Annotated in this window: 24 protein-coding genes; 12 read left to right on the forward strand and 12 right to left on the reverse strand. The window is 65.0% G+C overall.

Going from position 1 to position 21,543, the window contains the following annotated elements; translation table 11 throughout:
* Positions 1-105 precede the first annotated feature (105 nt).
* The 3 genes from dnaA to mutM form a co-directional block, all read right to left on the reverse strand.
* Positions 106-1,560 (reverse strand): chromosomal replication initiator protein DnaA, encoded by a 1,455-nt coding sequence (gene dnaA, locus IH615_RS02475; protein ID WP_291359538.1) that lies wholly within the window; start codon positions 1,558-1,560, stop codon positions 106-108.
* A 904-nt stretch (positions 1,561-2,464) separates the two neighbouring features.
* Entirely contained in the window at positions 2,465-2,731 is a 267-nt protein-coding gene (rpsT, locus tag IH615_RS02480; protein ID WP_291359539.1) for a 30S ribosomal protein S20, read from the reverse strand.
* A gap of 322 nt (positions 2,732-3,053) precedes the next feature.
* Positions 3,054-3,941, reverse strand: a complete 888-nt coding sequence (gene mutM / locus IH615_RS02485) for a bifunctional DNA-formamidopyrimidine glycosylase/DNA-(apurinic or apyrimidinic site) lyase (protein ID WP_291359541.1) — start codon at positions 3,939-3,941, stop codon at positions 3,054-3,056.
* A gap of 117 nt (positions 3,942-4,058) precedes the next feature.
* Between mutM and ubiE the strand changes: the two genes are divergently transcribed.
* The 5 genes from ubiE to moeB all read left to right on the forward strand — a co-directional run bounded on the left by ubiE (position 4,059) and on the right by moeB (position 8,346).
* Positions 4,059-4,823 carry a bifunctional demethylmenaquinone methyltransferase/2-methoxy-6-polyprenyl-1,4-benzoquinol methylase UbiE gene (gene ubiE, locus IH615_RS02490; protein ID WP_291359542.1) on the forward strand — a complete coding sequence of 255 codons (765 nt, stop codon included), beginning with the start codon at positions 4,059-4,061 and terminating at the stop codon, positions 4,821-4,823.
* A gap of 3 nt (positions 4,824-4,826) precedes the next feature.
* Complete coding sequence (ubiB, locus tag IH615_RS02495; protein WP_291359544.1) at positions 4,827-6,383, forward strand: 2-polyprenylphenol 6-hydroxylase; 1,557 nt, start codon at positions 4,827-4,829, stop codon at positions 6,381-6,383.
* 101 nt (positions 6,384-6,484) lie between these two features.
* Entirely contained in the window at positions 6,485-6,943 is a 459-nt protein-coding gene (gene dut, locus IH615_RS02500; RefSeq protein WP_291359546.1) for a dUTP diphosphatase, read from the forward strand.
* Positions 6,897-7,640, forward strand: coding sequence for a DUF2259 domain-containing protein (locus IH615_RS02505; RefSeq protein ID WP_291359548.1), 744 nt, complete (start codon positions 6,897-6,899; stop codon positions 7,638-7,640). The genes dut and IH615_RS02505 overlap by 47 nt, the downstream gene beginning before the upstream one ends.
* Positions 7,630-8,346, forward strand: a complete 717-nt coding sequence (moeB, locus tag IH615_RS02510) for a molybdopterin-synthase adenylyltransferase MoeB (RefSeq protein WP_291359550.1) — start codon at positions 7,630-7,632, stop codon at positions 8,344-8,346. Before IH615_RS02505 ends, moeB begins: the two co-directional genes overlap by 11 nt.
* A 151-nt stretch (positions 8,347-8,497) precedes the next feature.
* On the opposite strand, the gene fabB is transcribed toward moeB, so the two are convergent.
* Both fabB and fabA read right to left on the reverse strand, forming a co-directional pair.
* Entirely contained in the window at positions 8,498-9,724 is a 1,227-nt protein-coding gene (fabB, locus tag IH615_RS02515; protein WP_291359552.1) for a beta-ketoacyl-ACP synthase I, read from the reverse strand.
* Between the two features lie 75 nt (positions 9,725-9,799).
* A complete protein-coding gene (gene fabA / locus IH615_RS02520) occupies positions 9,800-10,339 on the reverse strand; it encodes a 3-hydroxyacyl-[acyl-carrier-protein] dehydratase FabA (RefSeq protein WP_291359555.1) in 540 nt (179 codons plus the stop codon).
* Between the two features lie 183 nt (positions 10,340-10,522).
* Here fabA and irrA point away from each other — a divergent pair, with 183 nt between their 5' ends.
* A complete protein-coding gene (irrA, locus tag IH615_RS02525) occupies positions 10,523-10,969 on the forward strand; it encodes an iron response transcriptional regulator IrrA (protein ID WP_291359556.1) in 447 nt (148 codons plus the stop codon).
* A gap of 29 nt (positions 10,970-10,998) precedes the next feature.
* On the opposite strand, the gene IH615_RS02530 is transcribed toward irrA, so the two are convergent.
* A complete protein-coding gene (locus IH615_RS02530; RefSeq protein ID WP_291359558.1) occupies positions 10,999-11,514 on the reverse strand; it encodes a hypothetical protein in 516 nt (171 codons plus the stop codon).
* A 102-nt stretch (positions 11,515-11,616) separates the two neighbouring features.
* Between IH615_RS02530 and IH615_RS02535 the strand changes: the two genes are divergently transcribed.
* Genes IH615_RS02535 through IH615_RS02550 form a run of 4 tightly spaced genes read left to right on the forward strand, consistent with a single transcriptional unit; the run spans position 11,617 to position 14,521 of the window.
* Complete coding sequence (locus tag IH615_RS02535; RefSeq protein WP_291359560.1) at positions 11,617-12,453, forward strand: arylamine N-acetyltransferase; 837 nt, start codon at positions 11,617-11,619, stop codon at positions 12,451-12,453.
* Positions 12,454-13,050, forward strand: coding sequence for a YdeI/OmpD-associated family protein (locus tag IH615_RS02540; protein WP_291359561.1), 597 nt, complete (start codon positions 12,454-12,456; stop codon positions 13,048-13,050).
* Entirely contained in the window at positions 13,047-13,589 is a 543-nt protein-coding gene (locus IH615_RS02545) for a DUF1697 domain-containing protein (RefSeq protein WP_291359562.1), read from the forward strand. The genes IH615_RS02540 and IH615_RS02545 overlap by 4 nt, the downstream gene beginning before the upstream one ends.
* Complete coding sequence (locus IH615_RS02550) at positions 13,586-14,521, forward strand: ribokinase (protein ID WP_291359563.1); 936 nt, start codon at positions 13,586-13,588, stop codon at positions 14,519-14,521. The genes IH615_RS02545 and IH615_RS02550 overlap by 4 nt, the downstream gene beginning before the upstream one ends.
* Positions 14,522-14,531: 10 nt before the next feature.
* Here IH615_RS02550 and IH615_RS02555 read toward each other — a convergent pair whose 3' ends face one another.
* The gene (locus IH615_RS02555) at positions 14,532-15,416 is read right to left on the reverse strand and encodes a LysR family transcriptional regulator (RefSeq protein WP_291359564.1); all 885 of its coding nucleotides are present in this window, start codon (positions 15,414-15,416) and stop codon (positions 14,532-14,534) included.
* A 19-nt stretch (positions 15,417-15,435) separates the two neighbouring features.
* Here IH615_RS02555 and IH615_RS02560 point away from each other — a divergent pair, with 19 nt between their 5' ends.
* Positions 15,436-16,149 carry an NAD(P)-binding domain-containing protein gene (locus IH615_RS02560; RefSeq protein WP_291359565.1) on the forward strand — a complete coding sequence of 238 codons (714 nt, stop codon included), beginning with the start codon at positions 15,436-15,438 and terminating at the stop codon, positions 16,147-16,149.
* A 59-nt stretch (positions 16,150-16,208) separates the two neighbouring features.
* On the opposite strand, the gene IH615_RS02565 is transcribed toward IH615_RS02560, so the two are convergent.
* Positions 16,209-17,069 carry an SH3 domain-containing protein gene (locus IH615_RS02565; protein WP_291359566.1) on the reverse strand — a complete coding sequence of 287 codons (861 nt, stop codon included), beginning with the start codon at positions 17,067-17,069 and terminating at the stop codon, positions 16,209-16,211.
* A gap of 227 nt (positions 17,070-17,296) precedes the next feature.
* Entirely contained in the window at positions 17,297-17,833 is a 537-nt protein-coding gene (gene infC, locus IH615_RS02570) for a translation initiation factor IF-3 (protein ID WP_291359674.1), read from the reverse strand.
* Positions 17,834-18,012: 179 nt separating this feature from the next.
* On the opposite strand from infC, the gene IH615_RS02575 reads away from it, so the two are divergent.
* Positions 18,013-18,789: an alpha/beta hydrolase gene (locus IH615_RS02575; protein WP_291359568.1), complete on the forward strand. Its 777-nt coding sequence runs from the start codon at positions 18,013-18,015 to the stop codon at positions 18,787-18,789.
* Between the two features lie 34 nt (positions 18,790-18,823).
* Here the strand turns inward: IH615_RS02575 and IH615_RS02580 are convergent, their stop codons facing one another.
* From IH615_RS02580 to queG, 3 genes are read right to left on the reverse strand one after another with little or no spacing between them, the layout of a single operon-like run.
* Positions 18,824-19,483, reverse strand: coding sequence for a GNAT family protein (locus tag IH615_RS02580; RefSeq protein WP_291359570.1), 660 nt, complete (start codon positions 19,481-19,483; stop codon positions 18,824-18,826).
* Complete coding sequence (locus IH615_RS02585; protein ID WP_291359572.1) at positions 19,480-20,352, reverse strand: NAD-dependent epimerase/dehydratase family protein; 873 nt, start codon at positions 20,350-20,352, stop codon at positions 19,480-19,482. Before IH615_RS02585 ends, IH615_RS02580 begins: the two co-directional genes overlap by 4 nt.
* The gene (gene queG / locus IH615_RS02590; RefSeq protein ID WP_291359573.1) at positions 20,352-21,491 is read right to left on the reverse strand and encodes a tRNA epoxyqueuosine(34) reductase QueG; all 1,140 of its coding nucleotides are present in this window, start codon (positions 21,489-21,491) and stop codon (positions 20,352-20,354) included. The genes IH615_RS02585 and queG overlap by 1 nt, the downstream gene beginning before the upstream one ends.
* Positions 21,492-21,543: the final 52 nt, after the last annotated feature.

A 21,543-nucleotide genomic window follows, 5' to 3' on the forward strand; every position in this document is an offset into this window, starting at 1 on the left:
AGGGGGAATCCGTCCCCTCTGATCAGTCCGAGAGAATCCCCCTCATCCGGCGCTGCGCGCCACCTTCTCCCCGATGGCGAGAAGAATTGGGGCAGAGCGCCGGCCCTATTCCTCCAGCATGCGCTTCAGCAGTTCGATTTCCTGGGCCAGCTCGACATCGTCCTTGATCATCTGTTCGACCTTGCGCACCGAATGGAGCACGGTGGTGTGATCGCGGCCGCCGAAGCGCCGACCGATTTCGGGAAGCGAGCGCGAGGTCAGCGCCTTGGCCAGGAACATGGCGATCTGGCGCGGGCGCACCACGTCGCGCGAGCGGCGGGCCGAGAGCAGTTCGTTGCGCGGCACCTTGTAGTGGCGGGAGACGATCTTGAGGATGTCCTCGATGCGGACGCGGCGTGCTTCGCGCGAGCGGATCAGGTCGCCCAGGGTCTTTTCGGCCAGCGGCACGGTGATGAGTTCACCGGTCAGCTGGTTGGCGGCGACGAGGCGGTTGACGGCGCCGTCGAGGTCGCGGCCATGGCTGACCACGGCACGGGCGACATAGTCGATGACCGGCGTGGGAAAATGCATGCCATAGCGGGTCGCCGACTGTTCGGCCCGGCGCTGCACGATGGCGCGGCGCAGGTCGAGATCGAAGCCGGAAATCGGCACCACCAGGCCTCCGGAAAGCCGCGAGCGAATGCGCTCGTCGAGCATTTCGAGATCGCGCGGCGGCGCGTCGCCGGCCACCACCACCTGCTTGGCGCCAGTGAGGAGGGTGCCGAGGGTGTGACCGAATTCGGTGGCCGACTTGCCCTGCAGGAACTGCATGTCATCGATCAGCAGCAGGTCGACGCGACGCAGCCAGTCCTTGAAGCCGAGCGCCGACTGGCGCTGCACGGCGGCAATGAAGTGGTACATGAAGTGGTCGGCCGTCAGGTAGACGATGTTCTTGCTCGGATCGGCCGACTGCACCTGATGGGCAATGGCGTTGAGCAGGTGCGACTTGCCCAGTCCGACCGTGGAATGGATATAGACCGGGTTGAAGGTCACGGTGTTGTTGGTCACCGCCTGGGCGATCTGCCTGGCCACGCCCAGCGCCATCTCATTGGCATCGCCGGGCACGAAGCTGTCGAAGGTCATGCGCGGATCGATGGCGCTGCCGGCCAGGGCATCGCCCTTGGCGGCGGAATTGTCGCGCACGAGGCGTGGCTGGCTCACCGGATGGGGGGTGGCAGGGGCCATGGCGCCTGCGGACTCGGCTGATGGGGCCGGCTCGGCCGCCACCTGAGTCAGGCGCGGACGGGCCTGGCCATTGACGCGCAGCGTCACCTGGATGCGGGCCACCTCCTCGGCATCCAGGCGGAAGGCCTCGAGAATGCGATCGGCATAATTGGACTGCACCCAGGAGCAGAGAAAGCGCGTGGGGGCAGACAGATGCACCACGTCCTCAACGATTTCCTCGAGTTCGAGGCGGGCGAACCAGGAGGCAAAGACATCCTCGCCGACTCCGGCCTTGAGGCGGGCGCGCACCCGGTTCCAGAGTTCGCGCTGACCTTCGGAGGTGTCGGAGCTGATCATGACAGGTTTTTCGCCTTTAATCGTGAGGAGTGTGGAAGAGGGATTGGCTTGGCTCCAATCGTCCCTTCCCGCCGTAACCTGTCGCATCATCGTGAAGTGCCCCATTCTGTTCGATCCGTCCGGCCCGCAAAGCTCGGATGGTATTGTCTGCCCTGTTGCCCTGCCCAGAACTCATGTCCTTTGGTCATGGCTTCGCCCTTGGCGCCCTTATGCGGACGCACTTGCTCTGTCCGGTGGCGCGCCACCGGCTTTCGTCCTAGTCTTGTCGTGAACTCGCCCCGGCCGCGCCGAAGGCCTTACTGAACCGCGACGGTCTCGATCGGACCGGCCGCCAAACTCGCTGCCAACACAACCTCTACCGAAATGATCGGCATTACCGCCGCCGAAAAACTGAAATCCAACGCCCCGAAAATGACCCCGTCAGCCACGCCGGGACACTCGTTTTTGGTGTCCGTTTTCCCGGCTGACGAGATTACTTTAGAGGGACGATTTTGGGCCCGCAACCGTGGAATCTGCAAAATGAGGGCTTGACTCCGAGGATGTCATTTTTGCTTCCGGGAGCCCGCCAAAGTGCCTCAAAGCAAGGGTCTGTGACTCAACGCAGATTCGGAACCTTAGCCCCGCCGGCATGGTCAAAATTTTATTTCCGCAAGGCCCCGTTTTTCCCGCGGAGTACCGTTTCGCGGCGACCGGGAGAATGTGCGTTCTTTGGCTAACTACCTGAAAGCAAACATACAAATTGCCGCCAGCTAGTCTGTCGGGATTTGTCGCCCGACCGTCACACCCGTGACATTAAGTCGTCATCCCGGAAAAACCATGCCCGCTACCATACAAAGAAAAAGGCTCCCGTGGGAGCCCAATTCATCGCCTAGCCGGCGCCTGATGGCGCCGTCGCGCGGGTCGATCAGACGCTGAGCGCCTTGACCCGGTTATTGAGGCGGCTGACCTTGCGGGCGGCCAGGTTGGCATGGACAATGCCCTTGGTCGCGGCGCGGTTGATTTCGGGCTCGGCAGCCTTGAGGGCGGCCATGGCAACGGCGTGATCGCCGGCCACGATGGCTTCCTCGACCTTGCGGATGAAGGTGCGCACGCGCGAACGACGCGACTTGTTGACCGCGGTGCGGGCTTCGATCTTGCGGGTAGCCTTCTTGGCTGACGGCGTATTGGCCATAACGGTCCTCTTGGCGTCCAACCGGCCGGTTGCGCGCTTGTCGCGCAGCAGTCGTCCGGGATGAAATGAAATCGGCGGCAATCGACAGCCGCCAAGTTGCGCGGTCTATAGGGGAAGTCAGGGGGAGCGTCAACTGGATTCAGGGGGTGGGGCAGCTATGCGCAGCCGCTCCTTTCCAGCGGGGCGGCCGAGCTGCCCACCCCCAGAGCGCGTCACCCTCGGGCCTGACCCGAGGGCTCTGCACTAATCGATTGAGCAGCAAGTATAGGGCGCTCGGGTCAAGCCCTGACGTGACGATCCAGTTGGTCATGGCACCGGGGTGTCACGGCGCCTTCTGGCAGACCGGGCAGAAGAAGGTCGAGCGCCCGGACTGCACGATGCGCTCGATGGTACCGGTACAGAGCGGCGTCGGGCAGGGTTGGCCTTCGCGGTCATAGACGGCAAAGCGGTGCTGGAAATAGCCCGAGCCACCTTCGGCATTACGGAAGTCCCTGAGGGTGGAGCCGCCCACCTCGATGGCTTCCACCAGCACCTGGCGTACCGCATGGGCCAGATCCTCGAGCGCCGTCTTGGGCTTGCCCTTGGCTGTCACCAGCGTGCCGGCCAGAACGGTGGGCAGGATATGGCTGCGGTGCAGCGCCTCGGCGACATAGATATTGCCCAGACCCGCCACCACGCGCTGATCGAGCAGCGCCGCCTTGATGGGGGCCTTCTTGCCCTTGAAAGCGTCCGCCATTTCATCGGCATTGAAGTCGTTGCCCAGGGGCTCGGGGCCAAGGTCCTTGAGATAAGGGCTATCGGCCACATCGTCATAAAGGTCGACAAAACCGAAGCGGCGCGGGTCGGCATAGATCAGGTGGCTCCGGCCATGGCCGGGGTGGGCGATGTCCCAGACCATATGGTCATGCTTTGGTTCGGTGCCGGGCTCATAGTAACGTGGCGGCTTGTCGATACCGTGCTCGGCAAAGCGCCACGAGCCGGTCATGCCCAGATGGCTGAGCACGGTCTTGCCATTGGAGAGGGCGATCAGCAGGTATTTGGCCCGCCGGCTGACCGAAACGATGTTCTGGCCCTCGAGGGCCTGCGGCAGGCCCTGGGGGAAGGGGAAACGCAGGTCCTTGCGGTTGAGCGTGACCTTGTCGATGCGGGCGCCGACCAGCCAGGGTTCGAGGCCGCGCCTGACGGTTTCGACCTCGGGCAATTCGGGCATGTTTTGGCCTCTTTACCTGTGCGACTTTGTGCCATGGCAAAGCCGGGTTGGGTTGAATATGGTGCGCCCCGATAGAGAGCCTATCGACGCAATATCAAAATGGACAGGGCGATAGCCATGACCGACGCGCAGGAAACCACGCATTTCGGCGAACAGACCGTGGCCATGGATGACAAGCAGGGCATGGTCAATGCCGTGTTCCACGGCGTCGCCGATCGCTACGACCTGATGAACGACCTGATGAGCGGCGGGATCCACCGCATCTGGAAGGATGCGATGGTCAACGACCTGGCCCCACCCAAAGCCGGCTCGCGGCCCTGGCGGGTGCTCGATATGGCCGGCGGCACCGGCGATATCGCCGAGCGCATCATCAATGCCTCGGTGGGCTATGCGGAAGTGGTGGTCTCGGACATCAATTCGGACATGCTGCGGGTGGGGGCCGAGCGGGCGAAGGGCTGGCGCTATCCGGCGCAGGCCAGCTTCGTTGAGGCCAATGCGGAGGAGTTGCCCTTCGCCGATGACAGCTTTGACGCCTATACGATCGCCTTCGGCATCCGCAACGTGCCGCGCATCCAGAAGGCGCTCAATGAAGCCCATCGCGTGCTCAAGCGCGGCGGGCGTATCCTGGTGCTGGAATTTTCCCAGGTCGACGTGCCGGGCCTCGATGCGGTGTATCGCGTCTTCTCGGATCGGGTCATTCCGCCCATGGGCAAGCTGGTCACCGGCGATGCGCAGCCCTACCAGTATCTGGTGGAATCGATCCGCAAGTTCCCCAATCCGCAGGCCTTTTCGGCCATGCTGACGACCGCCGGTTTCAAGCGGGTCAAGCACACCCCCTTTTCGGGCAATATCGCCACGCTGTTTTCGGGGTGGAAGATTTAGCCAATGATCATCGGGGCCTATTTCCGCCTGATCCGGGCCGGCTACGTGCTGGCGCGCGAAGGCGCGCTGTCCATACCGGGCGAACTGCCCCCCGCGCTGGCGCCGCTGCGTTTCGGCATCTGGCTGGGGCGGCTGGTCGAGCGGCCCAGCGTGCGCAAGACGGGCCATGTCGAGCGCCTCAACCGGGCGCTCAACCGGCTGGGCCCCACCTATGTCAAATTCGGCCAGACGCTGGCAACCCGGCCCGATGTGGTCGGCGCGACCATCGCCAATGACCTAGCGGGCCTCCAGGACAAGATGGAGCCGTTCGATGCGGCCCTGGTGCCTGGCATCCTGGCGGCGGCGCTCGACGACAAGGCGGCCGAGCTGACCGAGCTTTCGCCGCCCGTGGCCGCCGCCTCGATCGCGCAGGTGCACAAGGCGCGGCTGAAGCCCGCCAATGGCCTGCCGCGAACCGTGGCGGTCAAGGTGCTGCGGCCCGGCGTCGAGACGCGCTTCCGCTCCGATATCGAGAGCTTCTATGCCGCGGCGCGCCTCGCCGAAGGCCTGGTGCGCTCGACCCGCCGGCTGCGGCCGACCGAAGTGGTCGAGACACTGGACCGCTCGGCCCGGCTCGAACTCGACCTGCGGCTCGAGGCGGCGGCCATTTCCGAGATGGCCGAGAATATCAAGGACGATACCGGCTTCGTCATTCCCACGGTCAGCTGGGACCACGTGGCGCAGAATGTGCTCACCACGAGCTGGGTCGATGGCATCCCCATCCGCGAGCATGCAGCGCTCGATGCCGCGGGCATCGACCGCAAGGCGCTGGCGGCCAAGCTGCTGCAGAGCTTTCTCAAGCACGCCATCCGCGACGGCTTCTTCCATGCCGACATGCATCCGGGCAACCTGTTCGCCGATCCCCGCACCGGCGACGTGATCGCCGTCGATTTCGGCATTATGGGTCGCATCAACCGCAAGGAGCGGCGGTTCCTCGCCGATATCCTCTACGGCTTCATCACCCGCAACTATCGGCTGGTGGCCGAGCGGCACTTCGATATCGGCTATGTGCCCAAAGATCAGTCGATAGATGATTTCGCCCTGGCCATCCGCTCCATCGGCGAGCCACTGCATGGCCGCACGGCCTCCGACATTTCCATGGCCCGCGTGCTGGGGCAGCTGTTTGCCATCACCGACCTCTTTTCCATGCAGACCCGCCCCGAGCTGGTGCTGCTGCAGAAATCGATGGTGCTGGTTGAGGGTGTCGCGCGGGCGCTCGATCCCGATCTCGATATCTGGACGGTGGCGGAGCCCGTGGTCGGCGACTGGCTGCGCAAGGAAGCGGGACCGCTGGGGCGGATCGAGGACATCAAGGATCATTTCAAGGTCATTGCCGAGGCGGCCGGCCGGCTACCTGTGATTGCCGCGCAGGCCGAGCTGGCGCTGGCCGATTATCACGCGGGCAAGATGCGGCCGCAGGGCGACGGGCTGATGCGCTGGGCGATCCTGGGCCTGATCGGCGTCACCGGGCTGACCATGCTGGCATTGCTCTATCGGCTGGCGACCATGCCGTCCTGGTAGGCACCTTGCCGATTCAATGACTTAACCCTAGATTGCCGCGCAACGGCCTCGCATGCGGCATGGCCACGAGCTTGGTGACAAGCGACGGAGGCGTCCGTTTCATGGTCGATAGCATACCAATCGAGCTGGTCTGGCTCGCCCATGGCAAGGGCCTGCCGCTGCCGCGCCAGCAGACGCCGGGCGCGGCCGGACTTGACCTGTCGGCGGCGCTGGCCGCCGATGAGGTGGTCGAGATCGCTCCTGGCGGGATAGCAATGATCCCGACCGGTCTTATGATTGCAATACCGCTGGGCTACGAAGCCCAGATAAGGCCGCGTTCGGGCCTTGCGGCCAAACACGGCATCACGGTGCTCAATTCGCCCGGCACGGTGGATGCGGACTATCGGGGCGAGGTCAAGGTGCTGCTGATCAACCACGGCGCTGCCCCCTTCGCGGTGCGCCGGGGCGAGCGCATTGCGCAGATGGTGGTGGCGCCGGTCAGCCGGGTGGTGTTCGAGGAAGTGGAGGCACTTGATGAAACCGAACGTGGCGAGGGCGGGCATGGCTCGACTGGGCGCTAGCCTCCTGGCCGTGCTGGCGTTGGCAGCCCCGGCCATGGCGGGCGACCGCGCACTGGTCGACATCATCGGCTATTCCGAGGATGCGCGCTATTTTGCCTTCGAGGAATTCGGCATCCAGGACGGCTCCGGCTTTGCCTATTCGAGCATCTATATCGTCGATCTCTCTACCGACTCCTGGGTGGTGGGGACGCCGATCCGCGAACAGGCCGATGACGAGGGCATCTCGCTCAGCCAGATCCGCGCCGAAGTGCAGTTGCAGGCCGCCGAGGACCTGGCCGATTTCGGCATCGACAGGCCGGCGGAATATGCGGCACTGCTCGGCGATGGCGCGCCCGATGCGGACGGCAGCAGCTTGCGGTTCGGCTCGCCCGGCTATGGCCCCGGCGAAGTGTCCGGCGATTACGAGCTGCGCCTCTCGAGCTTTCCGACCACGGCGGCGGCGCCATGTGCCGAGTGGTTTTCGGTCGATCCCATGGGCTACCAGTTGGTCATCGCCGACACGGGCGGCGAGCGGCTGATCCATCGCGACGGACCGCTGCCGCGTTCGCGCGGCTGCCCGGTGACCTATCGCATCCATGGCGTGGTGCTGCCCTTCAATGCCGGCTCGATCAGCCATGCGGTGGCGCTCATCTCGGTCTATCCGGGCGGTTTCGAAGGGCCTGACCGCCGTTTCATCGCGGTGCCGCTTGGCCTCTGACCCGCTCTCACCGGAGGAAACGCGGCGCTATGCGCGCCACCTGGTGCTCAAGGGCATGGGCGGCGCCGGCCAGCAGGCGTTGAAGCGGGCGCGGGTGCTGGTGGTCGGGGCGGGCGGATTGGGCAGCCCGGCTATCGCCTATCTGGCGGGCGCCGGGGTCGGTACACTCGGAATCGTCGATCATGACGCGGTGTCGCTGAGCAACCTGCAGCGGCAGGTGATCCATAGCGAGATCGGCGCCAACAAGGCCGAGAGCGCGGGACGCTTTGCCCATGCGCTCAACCCCCATGTGCAGATCGTCGTTCACGCCGAGCGTATCGAGGCCGCCAATGTGGCAGCGATCATCGCGGGCTATGACCTGGTGCTTGATGGCACCGACAACCTGGCGACACGGCGCATTGTCGCCGGGGCCTGCGAGGCACGTGGCCTGCCGCTGGTTTCGGGGGCGGTGTCGATGTTTGACGGGCAAGTGACGGTCTTTGCCCCCGGGGGGCCGCGCTTTGGCGCGCTCTATCCCCAGGAAGCCGATGATGCCGACCTGCCCAGCTGCGAGGCCACGGGTATTCTCGGGCCGCTCACCGGGGTGATCGGCAGCCTGATGGCCATGGAAGCGATCAAGCTCATATCAGGCATCGGCGAGCCGCTGATCGGTCGCGTGCTGACCTATGACGGCCAGGGTGGGCGGTTCAGCGAGTTTGGGTTTTGAAGGGATCGGACAGACCACCGCGCGCCCTTACCCACCGGCCGTCACCCTCGGGCTTGACCCGAGGGCTCTTCACTTGCTGAGCCATCGATACGTACAGTGCCCTCAGGTCTAGCCGAGGGTGACGATCGGGTATGGGGTAGATCAGGGGCCCTCAGGCGTCCGGGTGCTTGAAGACCAGAGCCGCATTGGTGCCGCCGAAGCCGAAGGAGTTGGACAGCACCACGCCCAGGTCCACGTCATCGCGGCGCTGGCGCAGGATGGGCATGTCCGCGAAGGCCGGATCGAGATTTTCGATATTGGCGCTTTCGGCAATGAAGCGGTGTTTCATCATCAGGATCGAATAGATCGACTCATGCACGCCCGTGGCGCCCTGGCTGTGTCCGGTCAGCGACTTGGTGGCCGAAATGGGCGGGCACTTGTCCTCGTTGCCAAAGAGGGCGCGGATCGCCTCGATCTCGCGCAGGTCGCCCACCGGAGTCGAGGTGGCATGCGGGTTTATATAGTCGACCTTGGGGCCGACATTCTTCAATGCCATGCGCATGCAGCGCTCGGCGCCTTCGCCTGATGGAGCGACCATGTCGAGGCCATCGGAAGTGGCGCCATAGCCGACCAGCTCGGCCCAGATTTTCGCGCCGCGCGCCTTGGCGTGCTCGTATTCCTCCAGCACCAATACGCCGGCACCGCCCGAGATGACGAAACCGTCGCGCGCCGCGTCATAGCAGCGGCTGGCCTTTTCCGGGGTGGCGTTGAAGTCCGAGCTCATGGCGCCCATGGCGTCGAACAGGTCTGACAGCGTCCAGTCGAGGTCTTCATGGCCGCCGGCAAAGACGATGTCCTGCTTGCCCAGCATGATCTGTTCCATGGCATTGCCGATGCAATGCTTGGACGTCGCGCAGGCGGCGGTGATGGTATAGTTGATGCCCTTGATGCCAAAGGGCGTCGCCAGCGTCGCCGAGGCGGTGGAGCCCATGGCCTTGGGCACGGCCAGCGGCCCGATGCGCTTGGGGCTCAGATTCTTGCGGGTAATGTCGGCGGCCTCGACAATGGTGCGGGTCGACGCGCCACCCGAGCCCATGACGATGCCCGTCATGGGGTTGGAGATATCGCTTTGCTCGAGCCCGGCATCTGATATCGCCTGCTGCATGGCCAGGTAGTTCCAGGCCGCGCCCTTGCCCATGAAGCGGGTGACCCGGCGGTCGAGGATTTCGAACGGATCGAGCCGGGGGTCGCCCTTGACCTGGCTGCGGAAGCCCAGTTCGGCATAGTCAGGCGCGGTGACAATGCCGGGCTTGGCGGCGCGCAGGCTTGCCGTGACCTCGTCCAGGCTATTGCCGATCGAGGAAATGATACCCATGCCGGTGACGACAACTCGTCTCATCTTCGCCTCGCTCCGTCGTATTCCGGGCGCCCTTGAAACGGCGCCTCTTATGCTTGCTTTGCGTTCAGGGCAGAACTACGCCGGCTCGGCGCTTTTCTGTGCCATCATCTGGCTGTCGGTAAACAGGCCAACGCGCAGGTCCTTGGCTTCGTAGATCACCTTTCCGTCAGCCTTGACCCAGCCATCGGCGATACCCAGGGTCAGCCGACCCTTCATCACCCGCTTGAGGTCGATGCCGTATTCGACCAGCTTGACGTCGTCGGTGACCTGGCCGGTGAACTTGATTTCCCCGCCCAACGCGCGGCCGCGGCCGGGCTGGCCGATCCAGCTCAGGAAGAACCCAGTCATCTGCCAGATGGCATCGAGCCCCAGGCAACCGGGCATGACCGGGTCGCCGATGAAGTGGCATTTGAAGAACCAGAGGTCCGGATTGACGTCGAGTTCGGCGCGGACTTCGCCCTTGCCATAGGCGCCCCCGGTCTCGGAAATGGAGGTGATGCGATCAAACATCAGCATGGGCGGGGCCGGCAGGCGGGCATCACCCTGGCCGGGCAGTTCGCCCCGACCATGGGCCAGCAGTTCCTCATACCCAAATGCGCTCTGCCGTTCGGCCATGCCTGATACCCCTGACAACCCTGTATTGGTCTCGTATAGGCGCACACCAGAGGGGTCAAGTCAGCCCCGATTGACCATTCGGCGCAAATGCCGGCCTGCGGCAGCCGTGCCGCTTGTGTGAATTTTCCGCCATAGTTATAAGGAAGCCAGCAATTTCCGGCCCTTCCGTCGACCAAGGACCCAATGACCGATCGCAACCAGACCGTTCGTGCCATGCCGTCGCGCAAGCCCTGCCTTACGGCGGTGCTGCGCATGGCCGGTCTCCGCCCGACCCGTCAGCGCGTGGCGCTTGCCGAACTGCTGTTCGGCGGGCCGCATCGCCATGTCAGCGCCGAGCAGCTGCATGGCGAGGCCACCGAGGCCCGGGTCGGCGTATCGCTGGCCACGATCTACAACACGCTGCACCAGTTCCACGAAGCGGGCCTGCTGCGCGAAGTGGCGGTTGACGCGTCGCGCTCCTATTTCGACACCGACACGTCAGACCATCATCACTTCTACGTGGAAGACGAGCAGCGGATGATCGACATTCCGGCCTCGTCGGTCGAGTTCGCCTCCCTGCCCGAAGCCCCCCAGGGCATGAAGGTCAGCCACGTGGATGTCGTCATCCGCGTCCGCAAGGCGCAGGCGTAAGCCTTCTGCCAGATTGAGTCGGTCGTGGCTCAGAGCTTGCCGAAGGCGACGCCCTTCCAGCCCCAGCCATGCTGCTGCGCCAGCTCGATCAGCGGGTCTTTGATCTCGCTGGTCTCGAAGCGATATTGATAGACCTTGCCCCAGGCGCTGAGGTCCTCCTTGAAGGCATAGGCGGTGCCGAAGCTCATTTCAGTCTTCTGGCCGCGGAAGGCCTCGGCGCTGAGCGAGAGGGTCGGCACGCCGGCCCGCCACTCTAACGTCCATTCCTGATCGAGTGAGCGCACCTCGCCCTTGGCCTCGTCGAACTTCATGAGCACCTTGAACACCCTGGTGAGGCTGGCCTTGGCAAAGATCTCGTACCAGCGCGCATCGACGATTTTCCATTCGGCGACGAGGTCGACGCCTTCAGGGGCGCCATCGCGGATAATAAAGGGCGCGGTGTCGCGATTGCTGGCCAGCAGGGCCGCGCGCAAGGCGGCTGCCGGCTGCCTGGCGACCCCTGATGGCGCTGGTTTGCTGCCGGTAATCCAATCGAGAAGTCCCATGTCCAGCCCCTCCCGCAGGCTAAATCGCCAACCGTGCCGGTGACAGCAGCGGCCGCATCGCCCATATTGCGGGCCGAACGACATCTGCCGCAAGGGTGGTCAATGAGCCAAAAGGTCAGTCTCAACGCCTATTTCGAGCGAATCGGCTTTGCCGGTTCGATCGCCCCGACCTTGGCGACACTCGAACTCATCCACGCGCTGCATCCGGCAGTGATCCCCTTCGAGAATCTCAATCCCCTGCTGGGCCTGCCGGTTAACCTCGACCTGCCCAGCATCGAGAAGAAGCTGCTGACCGAGAAGCGTGGCGGCTATTGCTTCGAGCACAACCTGCTGCTGATGGCGGTGCTGCGCGAACTCGATTTTTCCGTGCGCGGCCTGGCGGCCAGGGTCGTCTGGTTTGATCCCACCGCCATCGACCGGCCGCCGACGCATATGCTGCTGGCCGTCGATATCGGCGGCGCGAGCTATGTCGCCGATGTCGGCTTTGGCGGGCTGACGCTGACAGCGCCGCTCAAGCTCAAGGCCGAAGCCGAGCAACCCACACCGCATGACACTTTCCGCCTGACCGGCGGCGAACCGGACTGGACGCTGGAGGCTCGGATCGAGGGGGAGTGGAAGCCGCTCTATGTCTTCGACACCATCGAGCACAGCCCCGATTACTATGAGGCGCCGAACCTCTCCCTGTCGACCGACCCCGATTCGCGTTTCCGCACAGAGCTGCGGGCGGCGCTGTCGCCGCCGGGCAAGCGGCTGGCGCTGCGCAACAACCGCTTCACCACCCATATTGCCGGCGAGCCATCCGAGAGCCGGCTGCTGACCAGCGTCGCCGAATTGCGCGAGCTGCTGTCGGGCACGTTCGGCATCCAGTTGCCCCCGGCCGGACTGCTCGACCCCAGGCTCGAAGTCATCCTCGCCGATGCCGGGGTCACCGAGGTCTAGATGGCACCCGTCCATGTCGACCCGGCAAAAGTGCGCGAATTTGCCAGCAAGGATGCCTTCTACGACTGGCTCGCCGAGAACCACGACAGCGAGGATGAGGTGTGGATCCGCATCTTCAAGAAGGGCAGCGGCATAGCCAGCATCGACGCGGTGCAGGCCATCGACGTGGTCCTCTGCTGGGGCTGGATCGACGCTATCCGCAAGGGCTGGGACGACGTTTCCTTCGTGCAGCGCTATACCCGCCGCGGCAGGAAGAGCGCCTGGAGCGACATCAACAAGGCCAATGTCATCAGGCTGATCGAGGAAGGCAAAATGACCGAGCATGGCCTTGGGCATGTCGAGCTGGCCAAGGCCGATGGCCGTTGGGATGCCAGCTATCGCACCACCATGGACCCGCCCGAGGACCTGCTGTCGGCGATCGAGGCGAGCGCCAGGGCCAGCGAATTCTACCGCACGCTGACCGCGCAGAACCGCTTCGCCCTGACATATCGCGTCATCGCCCTCAAGACCCCGGCCGCGCGGGCCCGCAAGATTGATGGTTTTGTCGAGATGCTGGAGAAGGGCGAAACGATCTATCCGCAGAAGGCCAAGGGATGATGGGCACCTGGGTGGCTTTCCTGCGCGGCATCAACCTGGGCAAGCGGCAGGTCAAGATGGCCGAGCTCAAGGCCTGCCTTGAAGCGGCTGGCTTTTCCAACATCAAGACCGTCGTGGCCAGCGGCAATGTGCGCCTCGAAGCCGAGGGGAAGGCCGAGGCGATAAAGACGAAGCTGGAGCAGGCCATCGCGGCCCGGTTCGGCTTTGCGGTAGGCGTGGTGCTGCGCTCGGAAGCCGAGCTGACCGAAATGCTGGCCGGCCACCCCTTCGGCACGCTCGACCCCAAGGCCGATGTCACCCGCCATGTGCTGATGTTCGACCAGAAGCTGCCATCGGGCATGACGCTGGCCGATCGCCCCGGCCATACCGAAATCCTGCGCATCGATGCCAGGGACATCTATATCGCCGGCTACCGGCAGCCCAATGGGCGCTATACCGAAGGCGTGGAAGAAGTGCTCAAGCCCCTCTATGCCAGGCTGGACAAGGGTGTGCTCGACACGATGCGCAACTGGAACACGATAGAAAAGATGCTCGCATGATCACTGTCTTCGGCTCGACCAATCTCGACCAGATCGGCACTGTCAGCCGCCTGCCCAAGCCGGGCGAGACGGTGGCCGGGGGGACCTTCTCGATGGCCGCGGGCGGCAAGGGCGCCAACCAGGCGCTGGCCGCGCGGCGCGCGGGCGCCAGCGTGCGCCATGTCTCGGGCGTGGGCAGCGATGCCTTTGCCGACCTGGCGCTGGCTCTGCTCAAGGCCGATGGGGTGGACCTTTCGGCCATGAAGGTGGTGGAGGGCGCCACCGGCATTGCCATGATCTTCGTGGACAGCCAGGGCGAGAATGTCATCGCCATCCTGCCGGGCGCCAATGGCGCCATGACGGCTGCTGATGCGGATGCGGCGCTGAAGGGGCTCAGCGGCGGGGTCATGCTGGTGCAGCAGGAAATTCCGCAGGCAGCGACCGAGCGGGCGCTGGACCTGGCGCGCGCGCAGGGCATCATCGCCATCCTCAACACCGCGCCGTTCCTCGACAGCACGGCGGCGCTGGCGCCCAAGGCGGCAATCCTGATCGCCAACGAAACCGAATTCGCCCTGCTGACCGCCAGCGGCAGCGGGCTGACCGCCAGCGGCAGCGGGCTGACCGGCCGCGGCATCGCCGAACTCGACGCCGCCATGGGTGACTGGGCAGCCAGGCACAACCAGACCGTCATCGTGACGCTGGGCGGCGATGGCGCGCGCGCCGTCACGGCCACGGGCCAGCTCATCAGCGTGCCGGCGCTGCCGATCAAGCCGGTCGATACCGTAGGCGCCGGCGACACCTTCTGCGGCTATCTGGCTGCCGGGCTCGATGCCGGCCTCGACCTCGAAAGCGCCATGAAGCGCGCCGCGGTTGCAGCCAGCCTCGCCTGCCTCAAGCCGGGCGCGCAGCCGGCCATTCCGACGGCCGCCGAGGTCGAACAGGCGATGAAGTAGGCTCTTCACCTCAGCTTTCCCGGAACCCCTCAGCGACTGCCGCGATGAAGGCCGAGACCCGGCGCGGCACCAGGTGGCGGGAGGAATGGAGGGTGTGGATGGGCAGGGTCGGCAGCGACCAGTCGCCCAGGATCCGCACCAGCGCGCCATTCGCCAGGTCGTCGCTGACCAGATCGAGCGGCAGATAGACGATGCCCGCGCCGTCGATGGCCATGGCGCGCTGGGCTTCGCCATTGTCGATCTCGATGCCGCCGCCCACCTCCACGGTCAGCGGCGCCCCCGTCGCATCCTGGAAGGTCCAGCGATTGCGCGGGATGAGGTTGAGATTGAGAATGCAGCGGGCCCGCTCTAGGTCGGCTGGATGGCGCGGCGTGCCGTGCCGCGCCAGGAAATCCGGCGAGGCGCAGCAGGCGAAGCGGTAGGTGCCGACACGCCGCGCCAGCATCGATGACGATGGCAGTGTCCCGATGCGCACCGCCAGATCGAAGCCCTCGGCGATCAGATCCACCCGCCGGTCGGTCAGGCTCATCTCGAAGATGATGCCGGGATGGGCGGCGGTGAAGCGCGCGATGATGGGCGGCAGCCGGCGGATGCCGACCGTGGTGGGAGCCGTCAGCCGGATGCGGCCGCTCAGCGGCCCCGATGTGGATATGTCCGCCAGCGCCTCGGTCGCGGCGATGACCGCCTCGGCCCGGCCGAGGAATTCCTGGCCGGCCTCGGTCAGCCGCTGGCTGCGGGTGGTGCGCTCGATCAGCGCGGCGCCGTATCGTTGCTCCAGCCCCTGAATGCGCCGCCCCACCATGGCCGGCGACAGGTTGAGCTGGCGGGCCGCCTTGGCAAAGCTGCCGATCCGGGCGGCGGCGATGAAGGTGCGCAATTCGTCAAGTTCGGCCATTCGATACTTATGTGCAATTATGTTCGCACCAGACAAGCAATTCTCTTTGGAATTGGCAAGGCGCATTTTGTGGTCATCGCATTCAACCCGACGGAGACTTCCAATGACCACAATCGCAATCATCGGCCTGGGCAATATGGGCAAGGGCCTGGCCAAGCGCCTGGCCGGCCGCAGCAACCTGGTGCTGGCGTCGCGCGACAAAGCCGCCGCCACAGCCTTTGCCGCCACCCTGCCGGCCGGCGTGACAGTGCTCGACCAGGACGCGGCCATTGCCAAGGCCGACATCGTGGTGCTCGCCCTGCCCTATGCGGCGGCGCTGGAGGCTGCCGCCAATCCGGCGCTGGCTGGCAAGGTCGTGCTCGACATCTCCAACCCGGTAAAGGCGGATTTCTCGGGCCTCACCATCGGGCATACCACCTCGGCATCCGAGGAGCTGCAGGCCGCCGCCCCCGGCGCCAAGGTGGTCAAGGCCTTCAACACCATCTTTGCCAGCCTCTTCGACCTGCCCGCCACCCAGACCGCCGCCATCCCGGTCTTCGTGGCCGGCAATGACGAGGCTGCCACTGCGGTGGTTGCCGAGGTCGTGACCCTTGCCGGCTTTGCCGCCGAACAGACCGGCAGCCTCGACGCCGCCCGCCTCCTCGAGCCGCTCGGCATGCTCAACATCCGCTTTGGCTATGGCCTGGGCCACGGCACCGGCATTGCCCCGGCATGGACGAAACTGGCGGCTTGAGCCGCACCCGTACTGACGCGTGCAGAAGCGGATCACCGCCCGCTTCTGCACACAGGGCGTCACTCTTCCAGACGGCTGAGAAAGCTGCCGTGGACCCAGCCGGTTCTGCCATCTGCGATCTCGATGCCGTACCAGGAGCCTGACATCCTCGTTGGAACTACGGTGGTCCCGCCAGCGATCTGGGTAAGGACGGTGGCGCTTGCTGCAGGTGCCGCCCGCACATTCAGCGCGTTGGCGGTTACCCTGAACCGGGGGAATGCCGACGCTTCCTGCCTGGTGCCGACGGGAACATTGCCGTCGTCCGTACCTCCCCCGGCAAGATGGCATCCGGCAAGGAGCACCAGAAAGCCGGAGACAATGAGCCACCCGACCCGATAGTTTCGTTTGGAGGACCGCCTGTTTGCAGCGGCATGCGGCCTCTCCACTTGCAGGGCTTCCGGGGGTCTCACGGCGGGGAGCATGTCATCGCTGGGCCACATCACCCCGCCCTGGCGCAGGCTGGCGCGCCACAGCTTTTTCCGAGCATCGGCCGGCTCAAGATGCCGGTACTTGCCACCGGAGAATTTGGGCCAATCCAACGCCAGCCCCACCTTCACCAGCTCAGCGGCCAGATCGCGGCCATCAGGCAGAAAGCACTGCGCGACGAGGCGGTCATAGGACATTTCGGGCTTGATATGGGCCGTCACCGTCTGGCCCTTGCACAGCTTCACCAGGGTCCATTTCGACTGCTGGCCCCAGGGATGATCCAGTTCAGGCGCGTCGATTCCGGCGAGCCGAATGTGCATTTTGTCGATAACGATGGTGTCGCCGTCGACTACCCAACACCGGCCCCTGACGATGGTTTCCGGGGGCGGCTCCTGGTTCGGCTGCACGACGACGATCCGCATCTCGCGCGGAATGGAGCGGTCCGGTGGGCGCATCGGCGCACTCCACCGGGGCTGTGGCGGCCCCGGCGCCTTCATTACCTTCACCAAAAGCCGGAATAGTCGCATGCCCCTCCCCCAAGGGTCGCGGTAGTATTCATACCGCCGCACAAGACTTGACCTAAAACGGCCTCCAGCAAAAGGGCCGCAACGGCCTGCGACCTGTCCACAAAGCAAAAGCGGGCCTCTCGGCCCGCTTTCTAAACTCTCAAACCGGCAAACCCTTACTTGGGCGCCAGGACCATGACCATTTGCCGGCCTTCGGAGCGCGGCTGGCTTTCGACCTTGGCCACGGGGTCCATCTGTTCGCGGACCTTGATGAGCAGCTGCATGCCCAGTTCCTGGTGCGCCATTTCGCGGCCGCGGAAGCGCATGGTGACCTTGACCCGGTCGCCATCATCGAGGAAGCGCTGCACGGCCTTCATCTTGGTCTCGTAGTCGTGCGTGTCGATATTGGGACGCAGCTGGACTTCCTTGACCTCGATCACCTTCTGCTTCTTGCGCGCCTCGGCAGCTTTTTTCTGCGCGGCATACTTGAAGCGGCCGAGGTCCAGCATCTTGGCGACCGGCGGCACGGCATTGGGAGAGATCAGAACAAGGTCCAGCCCCTGTTCCTGGGCTTCCGCGAGCGCCGCTCGGGTGTTGACGACACCCCGGTTCTCGCCTTCAGCATCGATGAGTTGCACATCGGGGCTGGTGATATCTTCGTTAGAGGGCGGCCCATCTTTTTGGGGCGCGACGGGTCTCATGGGACGACGAATGGCAAAGGATCCTTGCGTTGTTGAGCCGGGTGGTGAAATCGCGCATAAAATCGTGTTACGCGACGCATAAGTCAACTGGCAAAACGCCAGAAAATCCGGCCTGTTGCGCCATTGAAACGCCGTGATCGCCGCGCCGGGCCAACATGGCTAACGCTCGGTGTCACCCGACGGGAAGTTCCATGACCATATCACCTCCAAACAGCTTCCGCATCCCCGTCGGCACCGGCGCTGCCGGGCGTGACATTGCCGTCGAGCAGCGCCCGGGCCGAGCGCCCGGCATGTTCTGGCTTGGCGGCTTCCGCTCCGACATGGCCGGCAGCAAGGCGATGGCGCTCGACGCGCTGGGCGCCGAACAAGGCCTCTGCGTCACCCGCTTTGATTATTCCGGCCATGGCATTTCCGGCGGCGACTTCAACGAGGGCACCATCAGCCGCTGGCTGGAAGAGGCCGAGGTGGTGTTCGCCGCCACCAGCGGCCCGCAGATCATCGTCGGATCGTCCATGGGCGGCTGGCTGGCGCTGCTGCTGGCCCGCGCCCTGCTGCGCCGCGGCAGCCATGCGCATGGGCTGGTGCTAATCGCGCCGGCGCCTGACATGACGCATGAGCTGATGCTGCCCGGTTTCACGCCGGCAGAACACGAATCGCTGCAAAACAACGGCTATATCGACCAGCCGAGCCAATATTCCGAGACCCCCTATCGCATCACGCGCGCGCTCATCGAGGACGGCGCGCAGCACCTGCTGTTTGGCGGCGTCATCGAGACCGGCTGCCCTGTCACCATCCTGCAGGGCGGGCAGGACCCCGATGTGCCGCCGGCCCATGCCATCAAGCTGGTGACGCATATCCTGCATGATCCGGTGACGCTGACGCTGATCCCGGACGGGGACCATCGCCTGAGCCGCGACGAGGATCTGGCGCGGCTGAAGGAAGCGGTGATGCGGATGGTGGAGGGGTGACTTCACCTCTCCCTTCGGGGAGAGGGGAAGAGGCCTATCCCCGCGTCTGCAACCTGCTCTTCTGCACCCCATCCGCATCGAAATTGTCGGGGCTCAGCCAGCGTTCGTATTCCGCCCGCATGGCCGGCCACTCGCTGTCCAGGATCGAGAACCAGGCGGTGTCGCGATTGACGCCCTTCATGATCATGTCCTGCCGGAACACGCCTTCGAACTGAAAACCGAAGCGTCTTGCTGCCGCCTTGCTGGGCTCGTTGCGGTCATTGCATTTCCATTCGAAGCGCCGATAGCCCAGGTCATCGAAGGCATGGCGGGCGAAGAGGAAAAGCGCCTCGGTTGCCAGCGGCGTGCGCGCCATGGGCAGGCCCCAATAGATGCCGCCGATCTCGACCGAGCCATGCTCGGGCCGGATGCGCATCCAGCCCTGCTGGCCGACCGCCTTGCCGCGCGCCTTGTCGATGACGGCGACATAGATCGGATCGGTCTCGGTTTTGGCCTTCTCGATCCGGGCCTCCATCTCGGCAAGGCTTCCGGGCGCATTGCTGAACAACCAGCGATAGCGCTCGACCCCGCCGGGCATGGTCGAAACCTCGTAGAGGTCGGTCGCATGTTTTTGGTCAATCGGCTCGAGCCGCACATAGCGGCCCTCGAGAACGATGCGTTGGGGGGCGGATTTGGCGGGCTGCGGCGCGCTCATGCCTGTTCCTTCAGATAAATGGCGGCGAGCCCTTCCCGGTAGGTGGGGTAGAGCAGTTCGATACCCAGCGCCTGCTTGATGGCGGCGTTGGAGACGCGCTTGTTGTCGGCATAGAAGCTTCGCTGCATCGGGGTCATTTCGGCCGTTTCAAACGGAATCTCGGGCGGCGGTTCGATTCCCAGCATCGCCGCTGCATGGGCGATCACCTCCTGCGGCGGCGCCGGTTCGTCATCGCCCAGGTTGAAGGTACCGTCGAGCCGCGCCGCGGCTGCCAGCGCGGTCACCCGTCCGATATCGTCGACATGAATGCGGTTGAACACCTGGCCCGGCTTGACCACCCGCCGGGACGTTCCGTCCCGCAGCTTGTCGAAGGTCGAGCGGCCCAGGCCATAGATGCCGGCAAGCCGCAGAATCGTCAGCGGCAGGCCGCGCTGTGCCGCATAGTCGCGCCAGGCCTGCTCGGCCAGCACGCGGCGGTCGGAGCGCTCGTTGCGCGGCACCAGGGGCGCCGATTCATCGATCCAGGCGCCACCGAAATCCCCATAGACCCCGACGGTGGAATAATAGCAGAGCCATTCAAGATTGGTCGCCGCATCGAGATCGGCGCGGTGATGGAGCAGCGCCGAATCGCCATCGGGGCCCGGTGCGATGGACAAGATGACATGGCTGGCGTCGCGCAGGCTGGGGCCGAGCGTGGCGCCCGGTGCGGTGCCGTCGAAGACATGGGCATCGATTCCGCCGCGCGCCAGCATCTGGGCCTTGTCGGCGGTACGAACGGTGCCCGAAATGCTAACAGCGTGTGAACCAATTCGCAGGTTTGTTACAGCCGCCTGCGAGGAAAAACCCAGGCCGAAGAAGAAGGCGTGCATCAGATATCCCCGGTCCATTCCAGCGCAACCGAGCTATCGCCTTCCCGCGCCAGATAGGCAAGTCTGAGACTGTCGGCCCGCTCCGGCGCCAAACGCCGCAGCGCCCAAATCGCCGCCCCGCGTACCACCGGCTCGTCGGCATCGAGCCGCGCCTCGACCAGCGGGACGAGTGCCGGATCGCCGGAATTGCCGATGGCGATCAGGACGTTGCGCAGGAAGCGGGCCAGGCCGATGCGCTTGATAGGCGAGCCGACGAACAGGCTGCGGAACCCGGCATCGTCGAGTTGCACGAGGTCTGCCAGAGCTGGCCGCTCCAGCTCCGGCCGCGCGCGGAGCCTCGCTTCGCGGCTGACCGAGGCGAACTTGTTCCATGGGCAAACGGCCAGGCAATCGTCGCAGCCATAGATGCGATTGCCCATCGGGACGCGAAACTCCAATGGAATCTGGTCCTTATGCTCGACCGTGAGATAGGCGAGACACCGCCGCGAATCGAGCTGGAAGGGTGCGGGGAAGGCACTGGTGGGGCAGATATCGAGGCAGCGCGTGCAGGTGCCGCAGCTTTCCGGAAGGGGCTTGTCGCCGGGCAGGTCGGCCGAAGTCAGGATCGCCCCCAGGAACAGCCAGGAGCCGAAGTCGCGGCTGACCAGAACCGTATGCTTGCCCTGCCAGCCCAGCCCCGCCGCCTCGGCCAGCGGCTTTTCCATCAGGGGGGCGGTATCGACGAAGACCTTGACCTCGGCGCCGGAGCGGCGCGCGAGCAGGCCGGCAATATCCTTGAGCTTGCCCTTGATGATCTCGTGATAGTCGCGGTTGCGGGCATAGACCGAGATGGTGCCAAGGGACTTTTCGCCCAGGATGGCGAGCGGATCGGTCTCGGGGCCGTAATTGATGCCCAGCACGATGACCGATCTTGCCGCGGGCCACATGCCCTGGGGGCTGCCGCGGCGATCGGCGGTCTCGGCCATCCAATCCATGTCGCCATGCCAGCCGGCAGCCAGGGCGGCGTTGAGCTTTGCGGGCAAGTCGGGGCGGGCATCGGCCGGGGCGATGCCGAAGCTGTCAAAGCCAAGCGCCGCGGCGCGGGCGCGCAGTTCGGCGACGAGGGTTTCGGGGTCGACGGGGGCACTTGCCATCTTCATCCGGGTCATTCCCGCGCAGGCGGGAATCCCTGTTTAGGAGGGGCGAACGAAC

Origin of the sequence: Devosia sp. (assembly GCF_014860165.1) — a bacterium.
Taxonomy (GTDB): domain Bacteria; phylum Pseudomonadota; class Alphaproteobacteria; order Rhizobiales; family Devosiaceae; genus Devosia.

Excerpts from the sequence above, each read along its gene's own strand:
- IH615_RS02555 (WP_291359564.1), bottom strand. The coding sequence starts at position 15,416 with ATGGCCGAACTTGACGAATTGCGCACCTTCATCGCCGCCGCCCGGATC.
- IH615_RS02540 (WP_291359561.1), top strand. The coding sequence starts at position 12,454 with ATGGCACCCGTCCATGTCGACCCGGCAAAAGTGCGCGAATTTGCCAGC.
- dnaA (WP_291359538.1), bottom strand. The coding sequence starts at position 1,560 with ATGATCAGCTCCGACACCTCCGAAGGTCAGCGCGAACTCTGGAACCGG.
- IH615_RS02575 (WP_291359568.1), top strand. The coding sequence starts at position 18,013 with ATGACCATATCACCTCCAAACAGCTTCCGCATCCCCGTCGGCACCGGC.
- rpsT (WP_291359539.1), bottom strand. The coding sequence starts at position 2,731 with ATGGCCAATACGCCGTCAGCCAAGAAGGCTACCCGCAAGATCGAAGCC.
- fabB (WP_291359552.1), bottom strand. The coding sequence starts at position 9,724 with ATGAGACGAGTTGTCGTCACCGGCATGGGTATCATTTCCTCGATCGGC.
- IH615_RS02580 (WP_291359570.1), bottom strand. The coding sequence starts at position 19,483 with ATGAGCGCGCCGCAGCCCGCCAAATCCGCCCCCCAACGCATCGTTCTC.
- dut (WP_291359546.1), top strand. The coding sequence starts at position 6,485 with ATGGTCGATAGCATACCAATCGAGCTGGTCTGGCTCGCCCATGGCAAG.
- mutM (WP_291359541.1), bottom strand. The coding sequence starts at position 3,941 with ATGCCCGAATTGCCCGAGGTCGAAACCGTCAGGCGCGGCCTCGAACCC.
- ubiE (WP_291359542.1), top strand. The coding sequence starts at position 4,059 with ATGACCGACGCGCAGGAAACCACGCATTTCGGCGAACAGACCGTGGCC.
- irrA (WP_291359556.1), top strand. The coding sequence starts at position 10,523 with ATGACCGATCGCAACCAGACCGTTCGTGCCATGCCGTCGCGCAAGCCC.
- fabA (WP_291359555.1), bottom strand. The coding sequence starts at position 10,339 with ATGGCCGAACGGCAGAGCGCATTTGGGTATGAGGAACTGCTGGCCCAT.
- IH615_RS02530 (WP_291359558.1), bottom strand. The coding sequence starts at position 11,514 with ATGGGACTTCTCGATTGGATTACCGGCAGCAAACCAGCGCCATCAGGG.
- queG (WP_291359573.1), bottom strand. The coding sequence starts at position 21,491 with ATGAAGATGGCAAGTGCCCCCGTCGACCCCGAAACCCTCGTCGCCGAA.
- IH615_RS02505 (WP_291359548.1), top strand. The coding sequence starts at position 6,897 with ATGAAACCGAACGTGGCGAGGGCGGGCATGGCTCGACTGGGCGCTAGC.
- IH615_RS02585 (WP_291359572.1), bottom strand. The coding sequence starts at position 20,352 with ATGCACGCCTTCTTCTTCGGCCTGGGTTTTTCCTCGCAGGCGGCTGTA.
- IH615_RS02565 (WP_291359566.1), bottom strand. The coding sequence starts at position 17,069 with ATGCGCCCACCGGACCGCTCCATTCCGCGCGAGATGCGGATCGTCGTC.
- IH615_RS02535 (WP_291359560.1), top strand. The coding sequence starts at position 11,617 with ATGAGCCAAAAGGTCAGTCTCAACGCCTATTTCGAGCGAATCGGCTTT.
- IH615_RS02550 (WP_291359563.1), top strand. The coding sequence starts at position 13,586 with ATGATCACTGTCTTCGGCTCGACCAATCTCGACCAGATCGGCACTGTC.
- IH615_RS02560 (WP_291359565.1), top strand. The coding sequence starts at position 15,436 with ATGTTCGCACCAGACAAGCAATTCTCTTTGGAATTGGCAAGGCGCATT.
- ubiB (WP_291359544.1), top strand. The coding sequence starts at position 4,827 with ATGATCATCGGGGCCTATTTCCGCCTGATCCGGGCCGGCTACGTGCTG.
- IH615_RS02545 (WP_291359562.1), top strand. The coding sequence starts at position 13,047 with ATGATGGGCACCTGGGTGGCTTTCCTGCGCGGCATCAACCTGGGCAAG.